Annotated in this window: 25 protein-coding genes; 18 read left to right on the top strand and 7 right to left on the bottom strand. The window is 64.6% G+C overall.

What is annotated here, in order from left to right; all coding sequences use genetic code 11:
* Positions 1-13 precede the first annotated feature (13 nt).
* The 4 genes from SRAH_RS05600 to pilB all read right to left on the bottom strand — a co-directional run bounded on the left by SRAH_RS05600 (position 14) and on the right by pilB (position 5,939).
* Complete coding sequence (locus tag SRAH_RS05600) at positions 14-2,248, bottom strand: TonB-dependent hemoglobin/transferrin/lactoferrin family receptor (RefSeq protein WP_052369099.1); 2,235 nt, start codon at positions 2,246-2,248, stop codon at positions 14-16.
* Positions 2,249-2,490: 242 nt separating this feature from the next.
* Positions 2,491-2,673: a hemin uptake protein HemP gene (hemP, locus tag SRAH_RS12025; protein WP_045476290.1), complete on the bottom strand. Its 183-nt coding sequence runs from the start codon at positions 2,671-2,673 to the stop codon at positions 2,491-2,493.
* 276 nt (positions 2,674-2,949) lie between these two features.
* Complete coding sequence (locus SRAH_RS05590; protein ID WP_029462367.1) at positions 2,950-4,167, bottom strand: type II secretion system F family protein; 1,218 nt, start codon at positions 4,165-4,167, stop codon at positions 2,950-2,952.
* Positions 4,168-4,208: 41 nt separating this feature from the next.
* Positions 4,209-5,939 carry a type IV-A pilus assembly ATPase PilB gene (gene pilB / locus SRAH_RS05585; RefSeq protein WP_029462366.1) on the bottom strand — a complete coding sequence of 577 codons (1,731 nt, stop codon included), beginning with the start codon at positions 5,937-5,939 and terminating at the stop codon, positions 4,209-4,211.
* A gap of 155 nt (positions 5,940-6,094) precedes the next feature.
* On the opposite strand from pilB, the gene accB reads away from it, so the two are divergent.
* Genes accB through SRAH_RS05560 form a run of 5 tightly spaced genes read left to right on the top strand, consistent with a single transcriptional unit; the run spans position 6,095 to position 10,729 of the window.
* Positions 6,095-6,571 (top strand): acetyl-CoA carboxylase biotin carboxyl carrier protein, encoded by a 477-nt coding sequence (accB, locus tag SRAH_RS05580; RefSeq protein WP_029462365.1) that lies wholly within the window; start codon positions 6,095-6,097, stop codon positions 6,569-6,571.
* Between the two features lie 13 nt (positions 6,572-6,584).
* Positions 6,585-7,934, top strand: a complete 1,350-nt coding sequence (accC, locus tag SRAH_RS05575) for an acetyl-CoA carboxylase biotin carboxylase subunit (RefSeq protein ID WP_029462364.1) — start codon at positions 6,585-6,587, stop codon at positions 7,932-7,934.
* Positions 7,935-7,953: 19 nt separating this feature from the next.
* A complete protein-coding gene (prmA, locus tag SRAH_RS05570; RefSeq protein WP_029462363.1) occupies positions 7,954-8,838 on the top strand; it encodes a 50S ribosomal protein L11 methyltransferase in 885 nt (294 codons plus the stop codon).
* 25 nt (positions 8,839-8,863) lie between these two features.
* Positions 8,864-9,823 (top strand): DUF3426 domain-containing protein, encoded by a 960-nt coding sequence (locus SRAH_RS12985; protein ID WP_029462362.1) that lies wholly within the window; start codon positions 8,864-8,866, stop codon positions 9,821-9,823.
* An 18-nt stretch (positions 9,824-9,841) separates the two neighbouring features.
* Positions 9,842-10,729, top strand: a complete 888-nt coding sequence (locus SRAH_RS05560; RefSeq protein ID WP_029462361.1) for a carbohydrate kinase family protein — start codon at positions 9,842-9,844, stop codon at positions 10,727-10,729.
* 714 nt (positions 10,730-11,443) lie between these two features.
* Here the strand turns inward: SRAH_RS05560 and SRAH_RS05550 are convergent.
* Together SRAH_RS05550 and SRAH_RS05545 are read right to left on the bottom strand one after the other, a co-directional pair.
* Complete coding sequence (locus tag SRAH_RS05550) at positions 11,444-12,580, bottom strand: ribonucleotide-diphosphate reductase subunit beta (RefSeq protein WP_029462359.1); 1,137 nt, start codon at positions 12,578-12,580, stop codon at positions 11,444-11,446.
* Positions 12,581-12,683: 103 nt separating this feature from the next.
* Complete coding sequence (locus tag SRAH_RS05545) at positions 12,684-15,599, bottom strand: ribonucleoside-diphosphate reductase subunit alpha (protein WP_029462358.1); 2,916 nt, start codon at positions 15,597-15,599, stop codon at positions 12,684-12,686.
* 329 nt (positions 15,600-15,928) lie between these two features.
* Here SRAH_RS05545 and hisI point away from each other — a divergent pair, with 329 nt between their 5' ends.
* The 7 genes from hisI (at position 15,929) to tatC (ending at position 19,506) form a co-directional block, all read left to right on the top strand.
* Positions 15,929-16,360: a phosphoribosyl-AMP cyclohydrolase gene (gene hisI, locus SRAH_RS05540; protein WP_029462357.1), complete on the top strand. Its 432-nt coding sequence runs from the start codon at positions 15,929-15,931 to the stop codon at positions 16,358-16,360.
* Between the two features lie 4 nt (positions 16,361-16,364).
* A complete protein-coding gene (locus SRAH_RS05535) occupies positions 16,365-16,853 on the top strand; it encodes a phosphoribosyl-ATP diphosphatase (RefSeq protein ID WP_082210081.1) in 489 nt (162 codons plus the stop codon).
* Positions 16,850-17,242: a DUF4870 family protein gene (locus SRAH_RS05530; protein ID WP_232840991.1), complete on the top strand. Its 393-nt coding sequence runs from the start codon at positions 16,850-16,852 to the stop codon at positions 17,240-17,242. The genes SRAH_RS05535 and SRAH_RS05530 overlap by 4 nt, the downstream gene beginning before the upstream one ends.
* Before the next feature lie 63 nt (positions 17,243-17,305).
* A complete protein-coding gene (locus SRAH_RS05525; protein WP_029462354.1) occupies positions 17,306-17,665 on the top strand; it encodes a histidine triad nucleotide-binding protein in 360 nt (119 codons plus the stop codon).
* A 177-nt stretch (positions 17,666-17,842) separates the two neighbouring features.
* Positions 17,843-18,097 (top strand): Sec-independent protein translocase subunit TatA, encoded by a 255-nt coding sequence (tatA, locus tag SRAH_RS05520; RefSeq protein WP_029462353.1) that lies wholly within the window; start codon positions 17,843-17,845, stop codon positions 18,095-18,097.
* Between the two features lie 59 nt (positions 18,098-18,156).
* Positions 18,157-18,690 (top strand): Sec-independent protein translocase protein TatB, encoded by a 534-nt coding sequence (gene tatB / locus SRAH_RS05515; protein WP_029462352.1) that lies wholly within the window; start codon positions 18,157-18,159, stop codon positions 18,688-18,690.
* Positions 18,691-18,714: 24 nt separating this feature from the next.
* A complete protein-coding gene (tatC, locus tag SRAH_RS05510; RefSeq protein WP_029462351.1) occupies positions 18,715-19,506 on the top strand; it encodes a twin-arginine translocase subunit TatC in 792 nt (263 codons plus the stop codon).
* Positions 19,507-19,541: 35 nt separating this feature from the next.
* Here tatC and SRAH_RS05505 read toward each other — a convergent pair whose 3' ends face one another.
* Positions 19,542-20,699 carry a S1C family serine protease gene (locus SRAH_RS05505; RefSeq protein ID WP_029462350.1) on the bottom strand — a complete coding sequence of 386 codons (1,158 nt, stop codon included), beginning with the start codon at positions 20,697-20,699 and terminating at the stop codon, positions 19,542-19,544.
* A gap of 108 nt (positions 20,700-20,807) precedes the next feature.
* Here SRAH_RS05505 and SRAH_RS05500 point away from each other — a divergent pair, with 108 nt between their 5' ends.
* The 6 genes from SRAH_RS05500 to SRAH_RS05475 all read left to right on the top strand — a co-directional run bounded on the left by SRAH_RS05500 (position 20,808) and on the right by SRAH_RS05475 (position 25,828).
* The gene (locus SRAH_RS05500; RefSeq protein ID WP_029462349.1) at positions 20,808-20,993 is read left to right on the top strand and encodes a DUF3149 domain-containing protein; all 186 of its coding nucleotides are present in this window, start codon (positions 20,808-20,810) and stop codon (positions 20,991-20,993) included.
* A gap of 63 nt (positions 20,994-21,056) precedes the next feature.
* Positions 21,057-21,863 (top strand): Nif3-like dinuclear metal center hexameric protein, encoded by an 807-nt coding sequence (locus SRAH_RS05495; RefSeq protein ID WP_082210079.1) that lies wholly within the window; start codon positions 21,057-21,059, stop codon positions 21,861-21,863.
* Positions 21,860-22,876 (top strand): 4-hydroxythreonine-4-phosphate dehydrogenase PdxA, encoded by a 1,017-nt coding sequence (pdxA, locus tag SRAH_RS05490; protein ID WP_029462347.1) that lies wholly within the window; start codon positions 21,860-21,862, stop codon positions 22,874-22,876. The genes SRAH_RS05495 and pdxA overlap by 4 nt, the downstream gene beginning before the upstream one ends.
* Before the next feature lie 134 nt (positions 22,877-23,010).
* Positions 23,011-23,607: a ubiquinol-cytochrome c reductase iron-sulfur subunit gene (gene petA / locus SRAH_RS05485; RefSeq protein ID WP_029462346.1), complete on the top strand. Its 597-nt coding sequence runs from the start codon at positions 23,011-23,013 to the stop codon at positions 23,605-23,607.
* A 21-nt stretch (positions 23,608-23,628) separates the two neighbouring features.
* Entirely contained in the window at positions 23,629-25,053 is a 1,425-nt protein-coding gene (locus tag SRAH_RS05480) for a cytochrome b (protein WP_029462345.1), read from the top strand.
* 22 nt (positions 25,054-25,075) lie between these two features.
* On the top strand, positions 25,076-25,828 hold the full coding sequence (locus SRAH_RS05475; RefSeq protein ID WP_029462344.1) for a cytochrome c1: 753 nt from the start codon (positions 25,076-25,078) through the stop codon (positions 25,826-25,828).
* Positions 25,829-25,838 lie beyond the last annotated feature (10 nt).

Below are 25,838 nucleotides of genomic sequence, written 5' to 3'. Positions count from 1 at the left end.
CTATGGGCTCCGGTTAAAAACTGCTCACGAGCGACAGCGAGAGGCTGCGTCCGGGGGAAGTGAAGGCATCGAGCACCGCGGAATTGCCTGCCAGGCCCTGCACATTGCCCCAGTGCCAGTATTTGCGGTCAGTGAGGTTGTTGAGCGCGGCGCTCAGGCGGGTGCTGCGGGTGATTTGCCAGCTGGTGCTCAAATCGAGCGTGGTCCAGCTCGGCGTGGCAAATTGCACCGCGCCGCCGGTGAGGGTGTTTTGGATGTCGGCCTGGTCTTTGGCGGCGGTGTGCGTCAGGCGCGCACCCAGCGTCCACTGCTGCACGCGGTGCTCCAGCCCCAGCACCAGCCGCTCGGGGTTGACCGAGTTCAGCGGCTGATTGAGCACCGTATCACGGCCTTCGGTCTGGCCGTAGCTGGCGCGCAGTGTGGTGGCCGGGCTTAGGGCCCAGCGCCCATCGAGCTCGAAGCCGCTCAGGCGCACCCGGCCCCGGTTGATCGACTGGAAGGTGAGCGGATCGGCGACGGTTCCTCTGCCACCCACGGCCACCTGGTCTTCGATGAAATCGCGGTAGCGCCCACTGAAGGCGGTGGCCTGCCATTGCACAGCGCCGTGCTGGCCGCGCGCACCGAGTTCAACGGTTTGGCTGCGCTCGGGCCGCAGATTGGGGTTGGGGATGGTGCGGTAGGGTGCCGTACCAACCAGGTTTTCAAAGAAGTTGTTGAGCTGCAGCGGGCTGGGGGCGCGGAAACCCGCCGCCACGTTACCAAAAATCTGCCAGTGCGCTTGCGGCCTGAAGATGAGACCCAGCTTGGGCGAGAGCGCATCGCCCGAGAGATCGGCCAGCGGGCGCTGGAACAGGGGGCTTTCTTGGGCGTCGATGTCGAAGCGGTCGTAGCGCAGCGCCGGGATCAGACTCCAGCGCTCGCTGATGAATTCGCTTTGTATGAACAGCGCCGAGGTGGTGTCGCGCGTGGTCGGGAAGCGCTGCAGGGGGAAGGTCTCACCAGCCGGCGGCGCCACGCCGGTGCTGAGGTTCTCCATCTCAGTGCGCGCCAGCTCGACGCCATAGACCAGCTTGTGGGCCCAGCCATGGCCCAGCTCGCGGCTGCGTTCGGCTTGCAGCGAGAGCTGCAAAATGTCTTCCCAATAGATCACATCGCGCACCCGGAAGGTGGCGGGGTTGGCCCCGCTGGGGGTGCGTTGTTCGGTGGCCACTTCGCGCTTTTCGGCCTGCTGCACGCCCACGCTGGCGCGCAGTTGGTCGGCCCATGCCGATCGCAATGGGATCTGGCCGTCCCAGCTCAGGCGGGTGCGGCTCGACTCCATCTTGCCTTGCAAGTCGCGTGTGGCACCGGGGGTGGCCGGATTTACGCCCCTTGCGCTCAGGGCTTGGACGTCGGTGGATTTGTCTATGTGTTCGGCCGTGAAGGTGTGGCTTTGCCCGCCGCCGGGCGTGAACACCAGCTTGCCCAGCAGGGAGTGGTTGCGGTCGCGCTGCGGGTTGGGGGCGGTGCGGGTGCTGTTGGCGGCCTCATTCGTGCCTTGGTTGTCAAGTGCGCCGGCGCGCCCAGTCTGCACACTGCCCAGCCACTGCCATTGTGGGCTGGCCACTGCGGCCAGCGTCAGGCCCACGCCTTGGCTGTCGTCCTCGGTGTCGGCGCGCAGGCTCAGGCGGCCGCCGAATGATTGGCCGGGTTGCAGCAGTTGCTCGGGCTGCAGGGTGAACATCGCCACCATGCCGCCCAAACCGTCAGAGCCGTATAGGGCCGAGGTGGCGCCGCGCACCACTTCCACACGGGAAATCAGCCCCAGATCGTAGTAGTCGCGGCCAAAGGCGGCCGAACCCAGCACTCCGCCGACCAGCTCGCGCGGCATGCGCATGCCATCGACGGTGAGCAGCACCCGGTTGCCTTGCAGGCCACGGATGTTGAAGCCGGCATTGCCGTCGCGGCCGGTGGAGCCCAGAACGGCGCCAAAGCGCTGCGGGGCCCGGCGCACTTCCACGTTGGGCAGGTCGCGCACCAGTTCGCGGATGTCTTGCGCCCGTGTGGGGTCCAGCGCCGCGCCTTCGATCACGTCGATGCGCTGCGGCACATCGCCCACTTCGCGCTCGGCGCGCGCGCCGGTGACCACCACGGTATCGAGGGTGCTGGTGACGCTCGGCGGCGGCAGGTTGCTGGCAAGGGGGGCAGCAGGTGTCTGGGCCCAGCCATAGCCGGATGCCAGAAGGCAGGCCAGCGCGACCGGTTGCAACGCAAAGTACGAAGCAATGGTGGCAGGGGAGGGCGAAGGGGCGGGAGCCGGGGAGGGTGATGGGGTTCGGGCTGGGCGGTTCACGAGGCGGTACCAGAAGTTGCTAAAAAACTGGCTGGCTCGCGACACCACAAAGCGGTGGCCACTGGCTGGCTGGGGGGTGTTGACTGGGGTGCTTGGCTGTGGGCGGTCGGTGGGGCTGTGTAGGGCTGTAAAGGCGTTTGCAACCTAGGTGGCTGGTTTTACTTGGTCAAGATCAGCTTGTTTTGCGCCGTTAGGCGCAGGCGGTAAACCTGCCCGGCGTGTTCGATCTGCACCTCGCGCGCACCAGCGCTCAACTGTGCAAATGACAGGCGGCGCACAGGCGCAGCATCGTGGCGCAGCTCGGCCGGGCTGGAAAGAGAAGGGCAGGGAACGGAGTGCATGGATTGATTATAAGCACAAATGCGAACGATTCGCAAGTGCGTTGGTAAAAATCTGGCACGAGCACATTTCATGGTTCCAAACGGCTACCCAGCCGGCACCAGGCCGGCACCAGGCCGGCACCAGGCCGGCACCAGGCCGGCACCAAGCCGGCACCAAGCCGGCACAGGGCCGGCACAGGGCCGGCACAGGGGCGGTCTGGCGCTAACAGCGCTTGGCTCTGGGCCTGGCCACGGGGCGCTGCGCAGGGCCAAGAAGATGGCCGCGCAGCAGTCCGCTCAGACCACCTGCCCGAGCTGGAAGATCGGCAGATACATCGAAACCACGATGCCACCAATGATCACCCCCAGCACCACGATGATGATGGGCTCCATCAGGCTCGACAGGCCGGCCACCATGTCGTCGACTTCTTGCTCGTAAAAATCGGCCGCCTTGCCCAGCATGTGGTCGAGCGCACCCGATTCTTCGCCAATGGCGGTCATCTGCAGCACCATGGAGGGGAAGATGCGGGCGTTGTTCATGGCCATGGTCAGGCTGGTGCCGGTGGAGACTTCGCGCTGGATTTGCGAAGTGGCGTCGGCGTACAGGCTGTTGCCCGAGGCCCCTCCGACCGAGTCCAGCGCCTCCACCAGCGGCACCCCGGCGGCGAACATGGTGGACATGGTGCGGGTCCAGCGCGCCACGGTGGACTTTTCTACCAGCGTGCCAAACACCGGCATTTTCAGCAGCACCCGGTCCATTACCCGCTGCACCTTGATGTTGCGCTTCCAAGCTTGCATGAAAAAATAAAAGCCGCCGCCCAAAGCCAAAAACAAGATCCACCAATACGCCACAAAAAACTCGCTGATGGCGATCACCAGCATGGTCGGGGCCGGCAGGTCGGCGCCAAAGGATGAGAACACCTCCTCGAAGGCCGGGATGACAAAGATCATGATCACCACCACCACCACGAAGGCCACCACAACCACCGCCGCCGGGTACATCAGGGCCGACTTGACCTTGCTCTTGATGGCCTCGGTTTTTTCCATGTACGAGGCCAGCCGGTCCAGCAGATCTTCTAGGATACCGGCCGCTTCACCCGCTTCCACCAGGTTGCAGTAGAGCGCATTGAAGTACATGGGGTGTTTGCGAAAGGCGGCGCTGAGCGAGGTGCCGGTTTCCACGTCGGTGCGAATTTGGTTGAGCAGGTTGCTCACGCTCGGGTTGGGGTTGCCGCGTCCGACGATGTCAAAGGATTGCAGCAGCGGCACACCGGCTTTCATCATGGTGGCCAGTTGGCGCGTGAAAATGGCGATGTCTTTGGGCTTGATGCGCTTGGCCGAAGCGGTGCGGCGTTTTTTGACCTTTTGCACCAATACACCCTGGCGGCGCAAGGTGGCTTGCACCTGGTTTTCACCGGCGGCGCGCACCTCTCCGCGCACGGCTTTGCCGTTGCGGTCCTTGCCCTCCCACTCGAATACAAATTCTTTGATGCCTTTGGTGGTCGCCGTTGCCATGATTCCCTCTTGAAGTCTGGTGCAGGTACGGGCCTGCGCATTCAATCGTTGGTGCAGCCCAACACTTCCTCTAGGGAAGTGAGGCCCAGTTTAACCTTGCGCAGCCCCGATTCGCGCAAAGTGCGTATGCCTTCGGTGCGCGCTTGGGCTTGAATTTCGAGCGCGCTGCCGCCGCGCAGAATAATGTGCTGCATCGCCTCGCTGATCGGCATCACCTGATAAATGCCAACCCGCCCCTTGTAGCCATTGTGGCAGGCCGAGCAACCGACGGGTCGGTAGGGCATCCAACTGCCGTCGAGCTCTTCGGGCTTGAATCCGGCTTCCCGCAGCGCCAATTCGGGCAAGTCCTCGTGCGGCTGCTTGCATTGCTTGCACAGGCGCCGTGCCAGCCGCTGTGCGGTCACCAAGTTTACGCTCGATGCGATGTTAAACGGCAGCACCCCCATATTGATCAGGCGCGTCAGGGTGCCGGGGGCGTCGTTGGTGTGCAAGGTCGAGAGCACCAAGTGGCCAGTCTGGGCCGCCTTGATGGCAATGTCGGCGGTTTCTAGGTCGCGGATTTCGCCCACCATGATGATGTCGGGGTCTTGACGCAAAAACGACTTGAGCGCGGCCGCAAATGTGAGGCCGGCCTTTTCGTTGACGTTGACCTGGTTTACACCGGGCAGGTTGATCTCTGAGGGGTCTTCGGCGGTCGAGATGTTGACGCCGGGCTGATTCAGGATGTTGAGGCAGGTGTAGAGCGACACCGTTTTGCCCGATCCGGTGGGGCCGGTCACCAGCACCATGCCGTAAGGGCGGCTGATGGCTTCCAGCAGCAGGGCTTTTTCGTCGGCCTCGTAGCCCAGCGCATCGATGCCCATTTGGGCGCTGCTCGGGTCTAGGATGCGGATGACGATTTTTTCACCGAACAGCGTGGGCAGGGTGCTGACCCGAAAATCGATCGATTTGTCGGGCCCGACCTTGAGTTTCATGCGCCCGTCTTGCGGCACGCGCTTTTCGGCGATGTCGAGTTTTGAGATGACCTTGATGCGTGAAGCCAGCTTTTCCTTCAGGGCCACCGGCGGGGAGGCGATTTCGCGCAGCTCGCCGTCGATGCGAAAGCGCACCCGGTAAAAGTGCTCATAGGGCTCGAAATGCAGGTCTGATGCCCGCATCGTGTAGGCATCGAGCAGCATTTTGTGCAAAAAGCGCACCACCGGCGCGTCTTCGACCTCGGCCGAGACCTTCTCGGTGCTCTCGGCGGTGGCCAATTCAAGCGCGCCGTCTTCGAATTCAAAATCGCCGCCCACGATGTGCTCAATCGCTTCACTGGCGCTGGCGCTGGTGCTGTCGATCAGTTTGCCCAGTTTGTCGAGTTCGGCGATCACCCAGTCCACCGAAAGTTGGGTGGTGAACTTGATTTTTTCAGCCACCTCGGTGTGGGTGGGGTCGGCTGTGGCCGCCGTGATGCGGTTGCCCCGCCGGCTCAACACCACGATGCGGTACTGCTTGGCAAACTTGGGGTCGAGCACGCCTTTGGGCAGACGCTGCACGTCGATGGCGTCGAGATCGATCAGCGGCGCGGCAAAGGTGCGCGACATGGTGTGCGCCAATTCGCTGGCGCTTAAGGCACCGCTGCCCACCAGCTCGGCAATGAAGCTGCTTTTGTGGGCCTGGGCCTTGGCGTACAGCCCTTCGGCGCTTTGCTGGGTCAGGGTGCCGGCGGCCACCAAGGCGCGCGCCAGCCCCGGCAAGGCCATGGAGGAGACAGGGGCTTCGGTGTCGATCATCGGTGGGGGCTGTCGCTGCGGGCGGGTGTCAATGGAAGGGGGTGGCCGGACTTCGGATGGAGCCTAGTAGACTGCGCAAGTTCGTGTATATTCGCGCCTGCTTTTGCCTCGATGCCTTCATTTCGACGCATTTTGGCACTGATTTAGGAACTGACATGGATTTGCGCAAACTCAAGACCCTGATCGACCTCGTTTCGGAGTCGAATGTATCCGAACTCGAGATCACCGAGGCCGAGGGCAAGGTGCGCATCGTCAAGAGCCCGCCCCTTGCGCCACAGCCGGTCGCGGCACCTGCTGCCGTGGCTGCGCTGGCCCCGGTCATCCCGGTGGCACCCGCTGCGCCCAGCAGCAGCGCCGAGGTGCCAGCGCCGGTGCAGCCCGCCCTTGCCGCGCCCAAGGGCGTGGTGCTGAAATCGCCCATGGTTGGCACGTTTTACCGGGCCGCCAGCCCAGGGGCCAAGCCCTTTGTCGAGGTCGGGCAGGCGGTCAAGGTGGGTGAAGCGGTGTGCATCGTGGAGGCCATGAAAATTCTCAATGAAATCGAAGCCGAGCATGCCGGCACGGTGACCCAGATTTTGGCCGAAAACGGTCAGGCCGTCGAGTACGGGCAGCCCTTGTTCGTGCTCGAGTGAGGGCCCGGCCGCCATGTTCAAAAAAATCCTGGTCGCCAACCGCGGCGAAATCGCCCTGCGCATCCAGCGCGCCTGCCGCGAGCTGGGGGTTAAGGCGGTGATGGTCTACTCCGAGGCCGACCGCGAAGCCAAATACGTCAAGCTGGCCGACGAAGCGGTGTGCATCGGCCCACCGCCTTCGGCCTTGAGCTACCTGAACATGCCCGCCATCATTTCGGCGGCCGAAGTCACCGACGCCGAAGCCATCCACCCCGGCTACGGGTTTTTAAGCGAAAACGCCGACTTTGCCGAGCGGGTGGAAAAAAGCGGCTTCGTCTTCATCGGCCCCACGCCCGAGGCCATCCGCACCATGGGCGACAAAGTGGCCGCCAAGCAGGCCATGATCCGCGCCGGCGTGCCTTGCGTGCCGGGCTCGGAAGGGGCGCTGCCCGACGACGCGGCCGAAGTCAAGCGCATTGCGCGCAGCATTGGCTACCCGGTTATCGTCAAGGCGGCTGGCGGCGGCGGCGGGCGCGGCATGCGCGTGGTGCACACCGAAGCGGCGCTGCTGCACGCGGTGCAGACCACCAAGGCCGAAGCCGGGGCCGCCTTTGGCAACCCCGAGGTCTATCTGGAAAAATTCCTGCAAAACCCGCGCCACATCGAAATCCAGGTGCTGGCCGACAACTACCGCAACGCGGTCTATTTGCACGAGCGCGACTGCTCGATGCAGCGGCGGCACCAAAAGGTGATCGAAGAAGCCCCGGCACCCGGCATTGCGCGGCGCCTGATCGAGCGCATTGGCGACCGCTGCGCGGCGGCGTGCAAGAAGATCGGCTACCGGGGTGCGGGCACCTTCGAGTTTCTGTACGAAAACGGCGAGTTCTACTTCATCGAGATGAACACCCGGGTGCAGGTCGAGCACCCCGTCACCGAGGCCGTGACCGGCATCGACATCGTGCGCCAGCAGATCGCCATTGCGGCGGGCGAGAAACTGCCCTTTACGCAGCGCCAGATCGAGCTGCGCGGGCACGCCATCGAGTGCCGCATCAACGCCGAAGACCCTTACAAGTTCACCCCCTCGCCGGGGCGCATCAGCGCCTGGCACGCGCCCGGTGGGCCTGGGGTGCGGGTCGATTCGCACATCTACACCCACTACATGGTGCCGCCCAACTACGATTCGATGATCGGCAAGCTCATCACGCACGGCGACACGCGCGAGCAGGCGCTGGCGCGCATGCGCTCGGCCCTGTCTGAGACTGTGATCGAGGGCATCAAGACCAACATCGCCTTGCACCGTGAGATCTTGGTGGACGCCAACTTCGAGGCCGGCGGCACCAACATCCACTACCTCGAAGCCTGGTTGGCACAACGTGAGCGCTGAACAAGAAAACGCTGCCACGCTGTTCGAGCTGCTGTTGCTGGCCCCCGAGGCGCAGGTCGAGGAGCTGAGCGAGGCGCTGGAGGCGCTCGATGCGCTCAGCGTCTCGGTTACCGACGCCGATGCGCAGACCCCGGCCGAGCAGGCGCTGTTTGGCGAGCCCGGCCTGCCCGCGCCCAAGGCCGGCTGGCAGCGCTCGCAAGTGCAGGCGCTGTTTGCCAGCGAAGCGGCGGCTTGCGAAGCGCAGCAATTGCTGCGGGCGCAAGATTTTTTCGAAGGTTGCGAGGTGGCTGCGTTGCGCCCGGTGGCCGAGACCGACTGGGTGCGCCTGACGCAAACCCAATTCGAACCGGTGCCCATCACGCCCAGCTTCTGGATCGTACCCAGTTGGCACGAGGTACCCGCAGCCGCGCAGCACGTGATCCGGCTCGATCCGGGGCAGGCCTTTGGCACCGGCACCCACCCGACCACCCGCATGTGCCTGCGCTGGATCGCGCAGCAACCGCTGGCGGGCCTGCGGGTGCTCGATTACGGCTGCGGCTCGGGCATTTTGGCCATTGCAGCGGCCAAGTTTGCTGCGCCTCGTGTGGATGCGGTGGACATCGACCCGGTGGCGGTGCAGACGGCACAGTTCAACGCCGTGCACAACCAGGTGCAGTTGCAAACCGGTTTGCCCGATCGGGCCCAAGGCCCCTACGACGTGGTGCTGGCCAACATACTGGCCACGCCCCTCAAGCTGATGGCGCCGCTGTTGTCCGGCTTGGTCGGCCCGGCCGGCCATTTGGTGCTGTCGGGGATTTTGGAGCGCCAGGCCAGCGAGTTGCAAGCCGCCTACGCACCGTGGTTGTCCTTGCAGATTGCCGATGCCGAAGATGGCTGGGTTCTGTTGACGGCGCGCGCGCCCTGAGGCGTCGCACTGCAATAATCGAAGCATGAGCTTCATCACCCGTTGCCCAGCCTGTGCGACCACTTTCAAGGTGGTGTCAGACCAGCTCAAAATTTCCGACGGCTGGGTGCGTTGTGGCCAGTGCGGTCAGATTTTTGATGCCAACCTCGATTTGCAACCGTGGGTGCCCGGGCTCGACCCAGTGGCTGCCCCGCGCTCTGCATCGCAGCGGGCGCAAGCCGATCCGCAACAGGCGTCCTCAGAGCCTGCGGCGGGTCGTGAGGAGGCAAGTGCGCCGCCCATGGCTGCCCTGCAGCCCGATACCCTGCCCGATGCGCATGTGACCGAGACCTTGGCGCCAGAGCCGGTTCGGCCAGAACCGCCCTTGCCAGAGCCAGCACTGCCCGAACCCCCGCCAGCGCCTCCCTTGCACGACCCCGAACCGAGCTCCGCCTCGGAGGGGCCGCAGGGCAGCGCTTTGCCACCGCTGCCCTCCTTTGTGCGCAAGGCGCAGCGGCAGGCCTTTTGGCGGCGCCCTGCCACGCGGCTGCTGCTGCTGGTCACCGTCACGGTGCTGGCGCTGTTGCTGGGCCTGCAAGCGGTCTACCAGTGGCGCGCCCCGATTGCGCGCGAAATACCCGCCGCCCAGCCGGTGCTCGAGAGCCTGTGCCAGACCTTCGATTGTCAGCAGACCTTGCCCGCCAGCCCCAACGACGTGGTGATCGACAGCTCGGTGCTGCTGCGCCTAGGCCCTGGCCTGTACGGCTTTCAACTGGTGCTGCGCAACCAGTCGGCGCTGGAAGTGGCCAGCCCGGCGATCGAACTCACCCTGACCGACATCCACGACCAGGTGCTGGTGCGCCGGGTGCTGCTGCCGCACGAATGGCCCCGCCCCACCGCCACCCTGGCCGCCGGGGCCGAGTGGTCGCTGCAATTCGAGCTCGCCTTTGAGGGCATCGAAGGGCGCGTCATGACCGGCTACCGCGCCATCTTGTTTTACCCCTGAATCACTACAACTTGCACCATGACCATCCTCGTTTGCGGCTCGCTGGCCTTTGACACCATCATGACTTTCGAGGGCCGCTTTGCCGAGCAAATCCTGCCCGAGCAGTTGCACATCCTCAACGTCTCGTTCCTGGTGCCGGCCCTGCGGCGCGAGCACGGCGGCTGCGCCGGCAACATCGCCTATGGCTTGCGCCAGTTGGGGGTGCAGGTGCGCCCGGTGGCGGCGCTGGGCAACGACGGGCAAGATTACTTGGAGCGGATGCAGGCGCTGGGCATCGACACCGGCGCGGTGCAGTGGGTGAGCCAGCACTACACCGCGCAGGCCATGATCATGACCGACCGCGACAACAACCAGATCACCGCCTTTCACCCCGGCGCCATGGCGCTGGCGCACCAGAACCCGATCACCGCCGCGCCGGCTGCCAGCTTGGCCATCGTTTCGCCCGACGGGCGCCAAGCGATGATCGAGCACGCCGAGCAGTTGCACGCCCTCGGGGTGCCCTTTGTGTTCGACCCCGGTCAAGGGCTGCCGATGTTCGACGGCCCCGAGCTGCTGCGCTTCATCGAGCTGGCCGACTGGGCCGCCCTCAACGACTACGAGGCGCGCATGCTGAGCGAACGCACCGGCCTCGGACACGCCGAGCTGTCGCAGCGCTTGCGCGGGCTGGTGATCACGCTGGCCGGTGAAGGCTGCGATGTGTGGCAGCAGGGCGCGTGCAGCCGCGTGCCGGGGGTGGCGGCGCGCGAGGTGCTGGACCCGACCGGCTGCGGCGACGCGCTGCGCGCCGGCTTGCTCTATGGCTTGGCGCAGGGCTGGGATTTGCAGCGCAGCGTCGAACTCGGCAACCGCATGGGGGCCGAGAAAATCGCCTCACGCGGCGGCCAGAACTACCGTTTCGAGATCTGAAACCCACCCCCGTCGGGGGTCAGGGTTTTTTGCCGGTCGGGAAAGGCCAAGCCGCCTTGGGGTTGAGCGGGGGCTGAACCGGCGCCGCCGCTTTGGCGGGCTGGTCGGCTTTCACTGCCTTGGTGGCTTTTCCCGCCTTGGTGGGTTTTTCTGCTTGGTCTGCTTTGGGCGCCTTGGTGGCTTTGGCCGGTTTTGCTGTTTTCTCGGCTTTCTCGGCTTTCACCTTGGGCTTGGGCGCCACAGCGGGCTGCGCCGCAACCGGCGCCGCTGCGCTGGCTGCGGGGGCTTTTGCTTTGGCTGCAGGCGCTTTAGCTGCGGGGGCTTTAGCTGCGGGGGCTTTGGTTGCAGGCGCTTTAGCTGCGGCTTGGGCTGGCGCCTTCACGGCTGCCGCCACGGCGGCAGAAGCTGGTTTTTTGGCTGCTGGTTTTTTAGCCGGGGTGACGGCAACCGGCGCCGCCGGTGCTGGAGCCGGCGCAGCTTTAACGGGCGTTTTTTTGCTGGCAGGCGCAGCCGCTGGGGGCGCTGCCGCAGTCGCGGGTTTCACGGACTTGCGCGCTGGGCGGGGCGGGGCCGCCGCAGGGGCCGGGGTCGCTTCGGGAGCCGCTGCTGCGGTTTTTTTTGCAGGTGCCATCTTTTTCTCCTTGTTCAGTTGTTGCAGTTTGACAATGGCGCTGCGTCCGCGGCGAACTCCGCAGCCAGCGAGTGGTGGCGGCATCAATCCCAAGACAGGGCGCCGCCGGTCTGGTACTCGATCACGCGCGTCTCAAAGAAATTGCGCTCCTTCTTTAAGTCTATCATTTCGCTCATCCACGGAAACGGGTTTTCCTCGTTCGGGTACAGCGCCTCGAGCCCGATCTGGGTTGCGCGCCGGTTCGCGATGTAGCGCAAATAGCCCTTGAACATGGAGGCGTTGAGCCCCAGCACGCCGCGCGGCATGGTGTCTTCGGCGTAGCGGTACTCGAGCTCGACCGCCTGCTCGAACAGCGCCTTGATCTCGGCCTTGAAGGCCGGGGTCCAAAGGTGCGGGTTTTCCAGCTTGAGCTGGTTGATCAGGTCGATGCCAAAGTTGCAGTGCATGGACTCGTCGCGCAGGATGTACTGGTACTGCTCGGCGGCGCCGGTCATCTTGTTTTGCCGCCCCATGGACAAAATCTGGGCAAAGCCGACGTAGAAAAACAGCCCCTCCATCAGGCAGGCAAAGACGATCAGGCTTTTGAGCAGCTTCTGGTCCGCCTCGGGCGTGCCGGTGACAAAGGCCGGGTCCATGATGGTGTCGATGTAGGGCAGCAAAAACTCGTCTTTGTCGCGGATCGAGGGGATCTCGTGGTAGGCGTTGAAGATCTCGCCCTCGTCCAGCCCCAGGCTCTCGACGATGTACTGGTAGGCGTGGGTGTGGATGGCCTCTTCGAAGGCCTGGCGCAGCAAAAACTGGCGGCACTCGGGCGCGGTGATGTGGCGGTAGGTGCCGAGCACGATGTTGTTGGCTGCCAGCGAATCGGCCGTGACAAAAAAGCCCAAGTTGCGCTTGATGATGCGGCGCTCGTCTTCGGTCAGGCCCTTGGGGTCTTTCCAGAGCGCGATGTCGCGGCTCATGTTCACCTCTTGCGGCATCCAGTGGTTGGCGCAGGAGGCGAGGTATTTTTCCCAGGCCCATTTGTATTTGAAGGGCACCAGTTGATTCACGTCGGTCTGGCCGTTGATGATGCGCTTGTCAGAGGCGTTGATGCGCTGGTGCGCGGGGGTTGGCACGGCTGGGGTGGCAGCGCGAGCCGTGGCAGCAGGGGCGGGCCGGGCAGGGGTGAGGGGCACCGCTTGCAGGGCCGGTTCGGGGTGATCATCCCAGTTCAGCATGGGGTTTTCCTTTAAGTCGGATTATGAAAAGTTTGGCGAAAAATGCAAGCACCTGCAACGGCTTTTGTACGCTGACGTGTGGTGCCGATGCATCACAGCCGCTTCATTGGCAGGCTTCGCAGCCCGGGTCGTCGATGGCGCAGAACTTCACGTCGGTGGCCGGGCTGGGTGCCTCTAGGCTGCTGGCGGTGGCTGCCACACTGCCCGTTGCCGCCGCCCCCATGGCCACCGCGTTCAACTGGCCCACGCGGCCGGTGGATTTTTCGGCCTGGGTGGCGCTGGTGGTGCGCAGGTAGTAGGTGGTCTTGAGCCCGCGCAGCCAGGCCAGTTTGTAGGTCTCGTCGAGCTTCTTGCCCGAAGCGCCGGCCATGTAGAGGTTCAGGCTTTGCGCCTGGTCGATCCACTTCTGGCGCCGCGCGGCGGCTTCCACCAGCCAGGCCGGTTCGATCTCGAAGGCGGTGCGGTAGAGGTCTTTGAGCTCGGCCGGCACCCGGTCGATGGGCAGCAGCGAGCCGTCGAAGTGCTTCAGGTCCAGCAGCATCACCTCGTCCCAGAGCCCGAGGCGCTTCAAGTCGCGCACCAGGTAGCTGTTGACGATGGTGAACTCGCCCGAGAGGTTGCTCTTGACCGACAGGTTGCCAAAGCAGGGCTCGATCGAGGCATCGACGCCGACGATGTTGGAAATCGTCGCCGTGGGCGCAATGGCCACGCAGTTGGCGTTGCGCATGCCGTCGCGGGCAATTTTGGCGCGCAGCGCGTCCCAGTCCAGCGTCTGGCTGCGATCGACTTCTAGGTGCCCGCCGCGCGCCTGCGCCAGCAGCTCCAGCGAGTCCAGCGGCAGCACCCCGCGCTGCCACAGCGAGCCGGTGTAGCTGGAGTAGCGCCCGCGCTCGGCGGCCAGGTCGCTGCTGGCCCAGTAGGCGTGGTAGCACACGGCTTCCATGCTCTGGTCGGCAAAGTCCAGCGCCGCCGGGCTGGCGTAGGGGGTGTGCATTTGGTAGAGCGCATCTTGGAAACCCATGATCCCCAGCCCCACCGGGCGGTGGCGCAGGTTGGAATCGCGCGCCTTTTTGACCGCGTAGTAGTTGATGTCGATCACGTTGTCGAGCATGCGCATGGCGGTGGCCACGGTGCGGCGCAGCTTGTCGTGATCGAGCACCTTGGCACCGGAGCCGCTGGGGCAGTTGGTGAGGTGCTGCGCCAGGTTGACCGAGCCGAGGTTGCAAACTGCGATTTCGCTGTCGCTGGTGTTGAGCGTGATTTCGGTACACAGGTTGGAGGAATGCACCACGCCGGCGTGCTGCTGCGGGCTGCGCAGGTTGCAGGGGTCTTTGAAGGTGATCCAGGGGTGGCCGGTCTCGAACAGCATGGTGAGCATCTTGCGCCACAGGTCGGAGGCGGGCAGCTTGCGGTAGGGCGTGATCTCGCCCCGGGCGGCTTTTTCTTCGTAGGCCACATAGGCGCGCTCGAAGGCCGGGCCCACCAGATCGTGCAGATCGGGCACGCTGTGGGGCGAAAACAGGGTCCAGTCGCCCTTTTCCAGCACCCGCTTCATGAACAGGTCCGGAATCCAGTGGGCGGTGTTCATGTCGTGCGTGCGGCGCCGGTCGTCGCCGGTGTTTTTGCGCAGTTCCAGAAATTCCTCGATGTCCAGGTGCCAGGTCTCCAAGTAGCAGCAGACCGCGCCCTTGCGCTTGCCGCCCTGGTTGACCGCCACGGCGGTGTCGTTGACCACTTTCAGGAACGGCACCACGCCTTGTGATTCGCCGTTGGTGCCCTTGATGTGGGCGCCCAGGGCGCGCACGCGGGTCCAGTCGTTGCCCAGCCCGCCGGCAAACTTGGACAGCAGCGCGTTTTCCTTGATCGCCTCATAGATGCCATCGAGCTCGTCGGGCACGGTGCTGAGGTAGCAGCTCGATAGCTGCGAGCGCCGGGTGCCGCTGTTGAACAGGGTCGGGGTGCTGCTCATGAAGTCGAAGCGCGACAGCACCTCGTAGAACTCGATCGCGCGCACCTCGCGCTCGATCTCGTTGAGCGCCAGCCCCATCGCCACGCGCATGAAAAACCCCTGCGGCAGCTCGATGCGGCGCTTGTGCTGGTGCAAAAAATAGCGGTCGTACAGGGTTTGCAGGCCCAGGTAGTCAAACTGCAAGTCGCGCTCGGGCTTGAGCGCCGCCGCCAGCCGGGGCAGATCGAATTGCAGCAGCTCGGGGTTGAGCAGCTCGGCCTCAACGCCGCGCTTGATGCAGGCCGGGAAGGCCTCGGGGTAGCACGCGGCCAGCTCGGGCTGCGTCAGGTCTTGCCCCAGCACCTCTTGCGCGATGGTGTGCAGCAGCAGCCGGGCGGTGGCGTAGGTGTGGTCGGGGTCGAGCTCGATGCGGGTGCGCGCCGCCAGAATGGCGGCCTTGTACACCTCGGCCAGCGGCACGCCGTCGTAGAGGTTGCGCAGCGTTTCGGCCACAATGGGCTCGGGCCGCACCGCCTCGCCCAGCCCGGCGCAGGCGCTGCCGATCAGGGCTTGCAGGCGGGCCAAATCCAGCGGCCGGCGCTGGCCGTCGGCGCTCACGTGCAGCACCGGCGTGGCGCGTTCGGCGCTGGCGCTGGCTTGTTTGGCGGCGCGCTCCTGGGCGCGGCGCTCGCGGTACAGCACGTAGGCGCGCGCCACCTCGTGGTGGCCGCCGCGCATCAGGCCAAGCTCGACCTGGTCTTGCACGTCTTCGATGTGAAAGGTGCCTCCGGCCGGGCGCGAGCGCAACAGGGCGCGCACCACGGCCTGGGTGAGTTGCTCCACGTCCTCGCGCACGCTGGCCGAGGCAGCCCCGTGGGCCCCGCGCACGGCCAGAAAGGCCTTCATGAGTGCGACCGCGATCTTGCCCGGCTCGAACGGCACCACCGAGCCGTTTCGGCGGATGATCTGGTAGTGGGGCAGGTGGGTGCTGGGGTTGGCGCGCGCGGCTTCGGGGCTGGGAGCTGCGAAAATAGGGCGTTCGGCTGTGGATGCCATGGGGGCAATGGACATAGGGTTCCTCGTAGATGGACGGTCGATGAAGCCGCAGGATCGGGGGGCGCTGGAATGGCAGGGCCACTACCCGTAGTGGCTTTATCCATGCAAAAACACTAGCGCTAGTGTAGCGGTGAAATTTGCTGCCGGTTCAAGCCGGATCAGAAATGTTGCGGCCCATGCCCCTGCCAACCAGGGAAAACACCGATGCGCCCGCTCGGCGGACCCAGCCCAAGGTGCTGCCAGCACCAGCCATGGACGGAGCGGGAGGCCCTTGGGCTGTGCCACAATGGGCGCAGACTGGCGCCACGCCGGGTTTCTGGCCCTCAAACGGAGTACGTGCAAACATGACAGACTGGCTTGACGCCGTGCGCTGGGACGCCCAAGGGCTGGTGCCGGTGATCGCCCAAGAGGCCAGCAGCGGCGACGTGCTGATGCTGGCTTGGATGAACCGCGAAGCGCTGGCGCAAACCGCCGCCCTGGGGCGTGCGGTCTATTACAGCCGCTCGCGCGCCAGGCTCTGGTACAAAGGCGAAGAATCTGGCCACGTGCAGCAGGTGCACGAAATCCGGCTCGACTGCGACGCCGACGTGCTGCTGCTCAAGGTCACCCAGCTCGGGCACCAGCCCGGCATCGCCTGCCACACCGGCCGCCACAGTTGCTTTTACCTGCGCTGGCAGCCCCTAGACGGCGCGCAAGCCGCCACCACCGGCCCGGCCGATGGGCGCTGGTTGACCGTGGAGCCGGTGCTCAAAGACCCCGAATCGATTTACCGCTGACCGCATGAACCCTGCCGCTTGCGCCCCCACACCGGCCCGCGAGGCCGCCGCTCCCCGCACCAGCGCGGACGACACCCTGCTGCGCCTGGCCGCCCTGATCGAGACGCGCAAACCCGCCCAAGGCGGCGACCCGGCGCGCAGCTACGTGGCGCGCCTGCTGCACCAGGGGCCGGACGCGATCCTGAAAAAAATCGCCGAAGAAGCCGGCGAAACCCTCATGGCAGCCAAAGACTTGCAGCACGGCCACGGCAGCGCGCAGGCGCTGGTGGGTGAAATGGCCGACCTGTGGTTTCACAGCCTGATTGCGCTGGCGCATTTCGGCCTCTCGCCAGCCGACATCACCGCCGAGCTGGCGCGCCGCGAAGGCCTTAGCGGCTTGGAAGAAAAGGCCTTGCGCAAGCTGCAACAGCGCCAGCAAGAACAGGGACCGCAAGAGCGGCACCCGCACCCTCCGCACCAGTCGGGGCCCTCCCCGCAGCCAAGCCCCCCATGAACGAGCCCATCGATTTCCGCCCGGGCACCAGCCCCGCCGCCAGCCCAGACCTCGGCGGCAAGACGCCCGATGAGCTCGCCAGCCTGCGCCAGCTCACGCTCATCATCTACGCCCTTTACGCCCTGTCGTGGCTGCTTGGGGTGACGGCCATCATCGCCATCGTCATCAACTACGTCAAGCGCGAAGACGCCACCGGCACGATCTACGAAAGCCACTTTCGCTGGCAGATCCGCACCTTCTGGTGGGGCCTGTTTTGGTTTGTGCTGGGGGCGCTGACCATGGTGCTGGTGGTCGGTTTTGCCATTTTCTTCGTCGCCACGGTTTGGGTTATCTACCGGCTGGTCAAAGGCTTTTTGTACTGGAACGACCGCAAGCCGCTGCCGCTCTGAAACCTTGTAAGCCCTATTTAAGCCCCGCTCAAGCCCTGTACCCGCCACCTTTTTGCAAACCCCATGAGCCACGACCCGAACTGCATTTTTTGCAAAATCATCGCCGGCCAGATTCCCAGCCGCAAGGTCTACGAAGACGACGATGTGTACGCCTTCCACGACATCCACCCCTGGGCCCCGGTGCATTTCCTGCTGGTGCCCAAGCTGCACCTGCCTTCTATGGCACAGCTCGGGCCCGAGCACGAGCGGCTAATGGGCAAGCTCATGTGCCTGGCGCCCAAGTTGGCGCTGGAGCAAGGCTGCCGCCCTTGGCCCGAGGGCGGCTTTCGCATCGTCTGCAACAACGGCGCCGAAGGCGGGCAGGAGGTGCAGCACCTGCACGTGCACGTGATGGGCGGGCCACGGCCTTGGCACAGGGGCTAAGAGCCTGACTGGGCCGGTCCTGCAGCGCAAGGCAAGGGTTTACCCTTGTTGGCCTTGCTTTCCCCGAGTTGTCACCCATATCGGTGACAATAGCCGCTTCGGCCAGCGGTGAACCATTGGCCCAGCTTGGAATCCACTTAACCCGGGGCAGTTTCAGCCCCGACGCAGGAGTTTGTCATGGGAAGTTTGTCGATTTGGCACTGGCTGATTGTTTTGCTGGTGGTGGTCTTGGTGTTTGGCACCAAAAAGCTCAAAAACATCGGTTCCGACCTGGGCGGAGCCGTCAAGGGTTTCAAAGATGGGATGAAGCAAGCGGGCGACGGCACGCAAACCGACCCGGCCCAAACCAACACCACCTCTGCCCAAGTCGGGCAGACCCCGGTGGCCGCTGACAAAAACACCATCGACGTCGAAGCCAAGACCAAGCTTTGATGAACGCGCCGCGCCTGCCGTCGGCTTGGGCCTGCGGCGGGCTGCACTGAAAGCCTTGCATGCTGGATTTTGGAATTTCCGAGCTCGCCCTGATTGCGGTCGTGGCTTTGGTGGTGATCGGACCCGAGAAGCTGCCACGGGTGGCGCGCACCGTCGGCGCCCTGCTGGGCAAGGCGCAGCGCTACGTGGCCGACGTCAAGGCCGAGGTCAACCGCTCCATGGACCTCGACGAACTCAAAAAAATGAAAGAATCGGTCGAGGGTGCGGCGCGCGAAGTGCAGTCTGGCGTTGGCAGCTTCGAGAAAGACTGGATGGATGCCACGGCCGGGCTGGAAGGCAACGAGCCGCTTGAGCCGGGCGAGGCGCCGCGCGTCGATCCCAGCGCCGCATACTCGCTCGGGCACTCGGTCTACCCCCCATTTCAGCGCCCCAAAAAGAGCTTCAGGCTCAAGCAGCAGTCGGTGCCCAAGTGGTACAAGGCGCGCACCGGCCAGCGCTCCTTCGTGCAGTCGGGCGCTGCGCGCGTGGCGCGGCACCGGCCCAAGCCTTATTCCGGCTCTACGGGCTCCAGCTCCACAGCGCGACCGCTCTGACCCTCTACGCACAGCACAGCACCCATGTCAGACCCCAAACCCAAAGCGGATGAACTCGCCGGCACCGAACTGCCTTTCGTGCAGCATTTGGTCGAGTTGCGCGACCGCATCCTCTACAGCCTGGCCGGGGTGGTGTTGTGCGCCATCGGGCTGGCGATCTGGCCGGGGCCGGGGGAGTTGATCGATTTCATCGCCGTTCCGATCCGCAACCACATGCCGCCCGAGGCCAAGCTGATCGCGGTCGGCGTCTTCTCGCCCTTTTTCGTGCCGCTCAAGGTGCTGCTGATGTCGGCCATGATCGTCGCCTTGCCTTGGCTCATGTACCAAATGTGGGCCTTCGTGGCCCCCGGCCTGTACAGCCACGAAAAGCGTTTTGCCCTGCCCCTGATTTTTATCGGCAGCCTGCTGGCCTACATCGGCATCGGGTTCGTGCAGTTTTTTGTGCTCGACCAGATGTTCTTTTTCATCCAAGGCTTCACTCCGGACAGTGTGGCCGCCACGCCCGACATCGCCTCGTACGTTCAGGCGATCTTGTCGCTCTACCTGGCGTTTGGGCTGGCGTTTCAGGTGCCGGTGGTGGTGATGCTGTTGGTGCGTTTCAATTTCGCCACGATCCAGCAGTTGAAAGATTTTCGCGGCTACTTCATCGTGCTGGCCTTCGTCATCGCCGCCATCGTCACGCCACCCGACGTGATCTCGCAACTGGCGCTGGCCATCCCGATGTGCATCCTGTACGAAGTGGGCATCTGGGGGGCTCGGTGGTTTAGCAAGTTCAGCCGCGCGCCCGAGGAACCCGAGGCCGCCGACAAGGCCTAGGGCGGCTCTGAGCTTGCGGGTGCCGCTGCGCGTTTTCAGCGCCCGTTGGCTTCGGTTGCAGGCGGTGGAGGCGGGCGCCGCCTAGGTGTTACCTGCAGCGTGAGCGACTCGCCTTGGCGCTCAATTTGCAATGGCGTGACCTGCCCCGGCGGCAAGGCGGCCACCGCCGCCAGCAAGGCCGCCACGTCGGCTACCGGCTGCCCGGCCACGCTCAGCACCACGTCGCCGGGCCGAATTCCGGCCTGCTCCGCTGGCGCGTTGCGCAGCACCCCAATGATGAGCACCCCCTGCGCGCGGCGCAAGCCAAAGTGCTGCGCCAATTCGGGCGAGATCGCTTGCGGCTCAACCCCGATCCAGCCGCGTGTCACCGCGCCATCGCGCACGATCGCCTCCAGCACCTGGCGCGCCGTGGAGGTGGGGATGGCAAAACCGATGCCCATAAAGCCGCCCGAGCGCGTAAAAATGGCGGTGTTGATGCCGATCAAATGCCCTTGCACATCCACCAGCGCGCCGCCCGAGTTGCCGGGGTTGATGGCGGCATCGGTCTGGATAAAGTTCTCAAAGGTATTGATGCCCAGTTGCGTGCGCCCCAAGGCGCTGACGATGCCCCCGGTGACCGTCTGGCCGACCCCAAAGGGGTTGCCGATGGCCAGCACCGCATCGCCTACGCGCAGCGCGTCAGAGTCGCCCAGCACCGCCACCGGCAGATCGGGCAGATCGATTTGCAGCACCGCCAAGTCGGTGTCTGGGTCGGTCCCTACCACCCGGGCCAGCGCTTGGCGGCCATCTCTGAGCTGGACCTCGATTTCTTCGGCTTCGGCGATCACGTGGTGGTTGGTCAGCACGTGGCCGGCGCTGCTGATGATCACCCCAGAGCCGAGCCCGGTTTGTGGCGTGCGCGGCCCTTGGTCGCCAAAAAAGAAGCGAAACCAAGGGTCGTCGGCGTGCGGGTGCTGTCGTGGGGCTTGGCGTGCGCTGATGCTCACCACGGCCGGGGCGGCCGCCTGTGCGGCCGCACTCAAGCTGGCCGCAGCCACCGCCTCGCTGCGCACTGCGCCGGGGGCTTCCAGCAGCGGGACGGTGCGAATCAGCGCCGGGCGCTGCAACCACTGCGGCTGCAAGGTGGCGACCACGAACCACGCCGCCAGCAACACCGTCACGGTCTGGGAAAACAGCAGCCAGTAGCGCCTCATGGTTGCGCGCCGCCCGAAGCGCAGCCAGTTTGACCTGCGTCAAAAAGCCTGCCACAAAACTGGGTTCTAATGCGATGCACCGGCAATACACACACGATTGGAGAGGTCATGGACGCTTGGATTGAATTGTTTTCCACCAGCTACGGCGTGCTGAGCATCGTCACGATCATCGGCGTGATCGTCATGGCGGCTTGGTTTTATCGCTATTTTGTCACCAAGATGGAAGAGTCGGAGCGTGAGGAAAAACAGCGCCAGAAACAAGGTCAGGCAGGCCGTCCCTCGGGTCAGACCTGAGTTCCCCGTTGCGGGGTAGGGGTGCGACAATCGGGCACGTTTAGTGTCCGGTGAGCCTGCGCCATGTCCACATCTTTAGCCGCATCCCCTGCCTCCTGTTCCACTGCACCAGCGGTCGAAACCGGCTTGCTGCTGCGCCACCTCGACGCCACGCTGCAGCCCGAACGCTTCAAAGACTACGGCCCCAACGGCCTGCAGGTCGAAGGCCGGGCGCGGGTGCGGCACCTGGTCAGCGGCGTCACCGCCAGCCGCGAGTTGATCGAGCGCGCCATTGAGGCCGGGGCCGACGCCATTTTGGTGCACCATGGCCTGTTCTGGCGCGGCCAGAGCGCCTGCGTCACTGGCTGGATGAAGCAGCGCCTGGCCCTGCTGCTGGCACACGATGTGAACCTGCTGGCCTACCACCTGCCCCTTGATGCGCATCCCAGCCTGGGCAACAACGCCCAACTGGCCCAGCGCTTGGGTTTTAGCCCGCTGGCCGATGGCTGGGGCCGCTTCGGCGAACAAGATTTGGGCTTCGTCGGCCACACCGAATGCCCCGACGCCCGCGCGCTGGCGGCGCATGTGCAACAGCGCCTGGGGCGGCCCGTGACGCTGATCGACGCGCCAGGCCGCGCACTGCGCCGCATCGGCTGGTGCAGCGGCGGTGCACAAGATTATTTTGAGGCGGCCATTGCCGCCGGGGTCGATGCCTTCATCACCGGCGAGCTCTCGGAGCCGCAAACCCATTTGGCGCGCGAATGCGGCGTGGCCTACCTAGCTTGCGGCCACCACGCCACCGAGCGCTACGGCGCCCCCGCACTGGGGGCGGCGGTGGCGGCCGAGCTGGGCCTCACACACCAGTTCATCGACGTCGACAACCCCGCATGAGTGCTTCGCGCCCAATCGCCATCAGCATGGGCGACCCGGCCGGCGTCGGGCCGGAGCTGATTGCGCAGGTGTTTCGCTTGCGGCCCGACTGGTCCCGCCGCTGCGTGGTGGTGGCCGACTTGGCCGTGATGCGCCGTGCCGTGGCCCTGAGCGGCGGCCTGCTGCCGTTGGCGCCGCTGGAAAATTTCCAGCAAGCCACCGCGTTGCCGCCGCGTTGCCTGCCGCTGCTGGCCCTGCCACCCATGGCTGAGTTGCCGCCGCTGGGCCAGGTCAGCGCCGTGGCCGGGCGCGCGGCCCATGCGGCCGTCGATTGGGCCACCCTAGCGGTTTTGCGGGGCGAAGCCGCCGCACTGGTCACGGCCCCCATCCACAAAGCGGCGTGGCACGCCGCCGGCATCGGCTACCCCGGCCACACCGAGATGCTGCAGGCACTCACCGCGGCGCACCTAGGCCAGCGCATTGAACAGGTGCCGGTGCGCATGATGCTCTCCAACGCCGAGTTGCACACGGTCTTGGTGAGCATTCACGTGCCCTTGCGTGCTGCCATCGATTGCGTCACCCAGGCGCAGGTGCTGCAAACGGTGCACCTGACGCACCGGCATTTTTCGCAGGTGTTGGGCCGACCCCATTGCCGCATCGCGGTGGCGGGTCTGAACCCGCACGCGGGCGAGGGGGGTCTGTTTGGGCGCGAAGAAATTGAACACATCGCCCCCGCCATCGAGGCTGCGCGGGCGGCGGGCATCGATGCCCAAGGCCCTTTTGCGCCCGACACGGTTTTCATGCGCGCGCGCCGGGGCGAGTTCGATGTGGTGGTCGCCATGTACCACGACCAAGGCCTGATTCCGGTCAAGTATCTGGGGCTGGAGCAGGGCGTCAACACCACGCTGGGCCTGCCTTTTTTGCGCACCAGTCCCGACCACGGCACCGCCTTCGATTTGGCGGGCAGCGGCAGGGCCGATCCCTCCAGTTTAATGGCTGCACTTGAAGCGGCGCTGGGGGCGGCTTCCACCTGAGTGCGGCATAGGGCCATGCCCCCGATTGTGTGGTGACAATCCCTTACAATCAGGGTTGACCCGATGCGCTGCTTGGTTTCCATCCAGCGCGCGCCGTGCGGGTAGCCGAGTTCTCACGTCACAGAAAGATACCCATGAGCGAAGCCACCGTTGACAACGGTCGCCGTGTTTGGCTGATTTCCACCTGCGCCATGGGCGGCGTGGGGGCAGCTGCGGTCGCCGTTCCCTTCGTCAGTTCCATTCAGCCATCGGCGCGCGCCCGCGCCGCCGGTGCATCGGTCGAGGTCGATATTTCTCGCTTGCAGCCGGGCGAGAAAATGGTGATCGAGTGGCGCGGCCGCCCGGTCTGGATTTTGCACCGCACGCCCGAAATGATCGCCTCGCTCGAAAAAATCGAGCCGCGTCTGGCCGACCCCGAGTCCGAGCGCACCGTGTTCCCCATACCCGAATACGCGCGCAATCGCAACCGCTCGATCAAGCCTGAGTTTCTGGTCGCGGTGGGCGTGTGCACCCACTTCGGCTGTTCGCCCACCTCCCGTTTCACCCCGGGCGACCAGCCGGGGCTGCCCAGCGATTGGCCAGGTGGCTTTTTCTGCCCCTGCCACGGCTCGGCTTTCGACCTCTCGGGGCGCGTGTTTGCCAACATGCCCGCCCCCGACAACCTCGAAATCCCACCCCATCAGTACCTGTCCGACACCCTGCTGTTGGTCGGCGAAGACCAGCAAGCCTGAAGCGGCGATTAGAGGAAGATCATGGCAGCCGAATTCAAAGAAATCTCCCCCAACGCTCCAGCGGGTGAGCAACTGCTCAACTGGGTCGACAACCGCTTCCCCCTGAGCAAGCTCTACAAAGAGCATTTGGCCGAATACTACGCGCCCAAGAACCTCAACTTTTGGTACTTCTTCGGCTCGCTGGCCTTGCTGGTGCTGGTGATCCAGATCGTCACCGGCATCTTCTTGGTGATGCACTACAAGCCCGACGCCACGCTCAACGCGGCCGGTGTGCCGGTGGCCTTTGCCTCGGTCGAGTACATCATGCGCGAAGTCGAGTGGGGTTGGCTGATCCGCTACATCCACTCCACCGGGGCCTCGTTCTTCTTCATCGTGGTCTATATGCACATGTTCCGTGGCCTGATCTACGGTTCCTACCGGCGCCCACGCGAACTGATCTGGCTCTTTGGCTGCGGCATTCTGCTGGCCATGATGGCAATCGCCTTTACCGGCTACCTGCTGCCTTGGGGTCAGATGTCGTTCTGGGGTGCGGCGGTGATCGTCAACCTGTTCGCGGCCATTCCCATCATCGGCCCCGATCTGGCGCTGCTCATCCGCGGCGACTTCGTGGTCGGCGACGCCACCCTGAACCGCTTTTTCAGCTTGCACGTGATCGCCCTGCCGCTGGTGCTGCTGGGCTTGGTGGTGGCGCACATCATCGCGCTGCACGAAGTGGGTTCCAACAACCCCGACGGCGTCGAGATCAAAAAGCTCAAAGACGCCTCCGGCAAGCCGGTCGACGGCATCCCCTTCCACCCCTACTACTCGGTGCACGACCTGATGGGTGTGGGCGTGTTTCTGATGATCTTTTCGGCGGTGGTGTTCTTTGCGCCCTCCGGCGGCGGCTACTTCCTCAAGTACACCAACCTGATTCCGGCCGACCCGCTGGTGACACCAGCGCACATCGCTCCGGTCTGGTACTTTGCAGCCTACTACTCCATGCTGCGCGCCGTCACCACCGAGTTCATGTACGTCCTGACCGCAGCCGTCTGGTTTGCGGCCTTCCACGGCATCTTCCGCGCCGGCTTTGGCACCAAGGGCAAAGCCTTGGTGCTGGGTGGTGCCGTCGTGGGGTCGCTCATGCTGTTGGGCCTAGACGCCATGTTCTGGGGCGTGGTCATCATGGGTGCGGCCGTCGTGATCCTGTGCTTCCTGCCTTGGCTTGACCGCTCACCTGTGGCTTCGATCCGCTACCGCCCAACGTGGAACAAATACCTCTACGGCGCTTTTGTGCTCAACTTTTTCATTCTGACGTATTTCGGGGTGCTGCCACCTTCGACCCTCAGCACCCGATTCTCGCAGTTTGGCACCTTGTTCTACCTCGGCTTCTTCCTGCTGATGCCGTGGTGGAGCCGCTGGGGCGACTTCAAGCCCGTGCCCAGCCGCGTGACCTTCACCCCCCACTGAACCAGCGCAGGAGTCTAGAAAAATGAAAAATTGGATTGTGGCCTGCCTGTTGGCCTTTGGACTGATCTCGGGTGCGGTGGCGGCCAAGGGCTCGGCGCCGCTTGATCAGGCCCCCGATCTGAGCAACGATTTGGAGGCGCTGCAACGCGGAGCGCACCTGTTCGTCAACTACTGCCTGAGCTGCCACTCGGCCTCCTTTGAGCGCTACAAGCGCTTCAAAGAGCTGGGCCTGACCGAGCGCCAGATTCGGGATAACCTCATGTTCACCGGCGAGCGCGTGGGTGACCTGATGCAAGCGGCGATCAGCCCGGCCGACGCCAAGGTGTTCTGGGGCAAGGCGGCGCCCGACCTGACGATGATCACGCGCTCGCGCGCGGGCTCGGGTGGTACGGATTACATCTACACGATGTTGCGCTCCTACTACCGCGATGACACCGTCGCTCACGGCTGGAACAACAAGGCCTTCCCGACCATCGCCATGCCCAACCCCTTGTGGTATTTGCAAGGCGAGCGCCGACCCGTGATGCAAACGGTGGCCGGCCCCGATGGCAGCAGCACCCAGGTTTTTGCCGGCTGGGAGCAGGTGACACCCGGCACCCAAAGCCCCGAAGAATTTGACCGCTCGGTGGCCGAATTGGTGGCTTTCCTCGACTGGATGGCCGAACCCGCCAAAGACCAGCGCCAAACCTTGGGGATTTTTGTGCTCTTGTTCTTGGCCGGCTTTACCGTTCTGGCTTGGCGCCTGAACAAGGAATATTGGAAAGACATCAAATAATTCCGGCAGG

The organism is Serpentinimonas barnesii, from assembly GCF_000696225.1.
In the GTDB taxonomy this organism is placed as follows: Bacteria; Pseudomonadota; Gammaproteobacteria; order Burkholderiales; family Burkholderiaceae_C; genus Serpentinimonas; species Serpentinimonas barnesii.
Note: the sequence above shows the minus strand (reverse complement) of the source record. Positions and strands in the feature narration are given on the sequence as shown.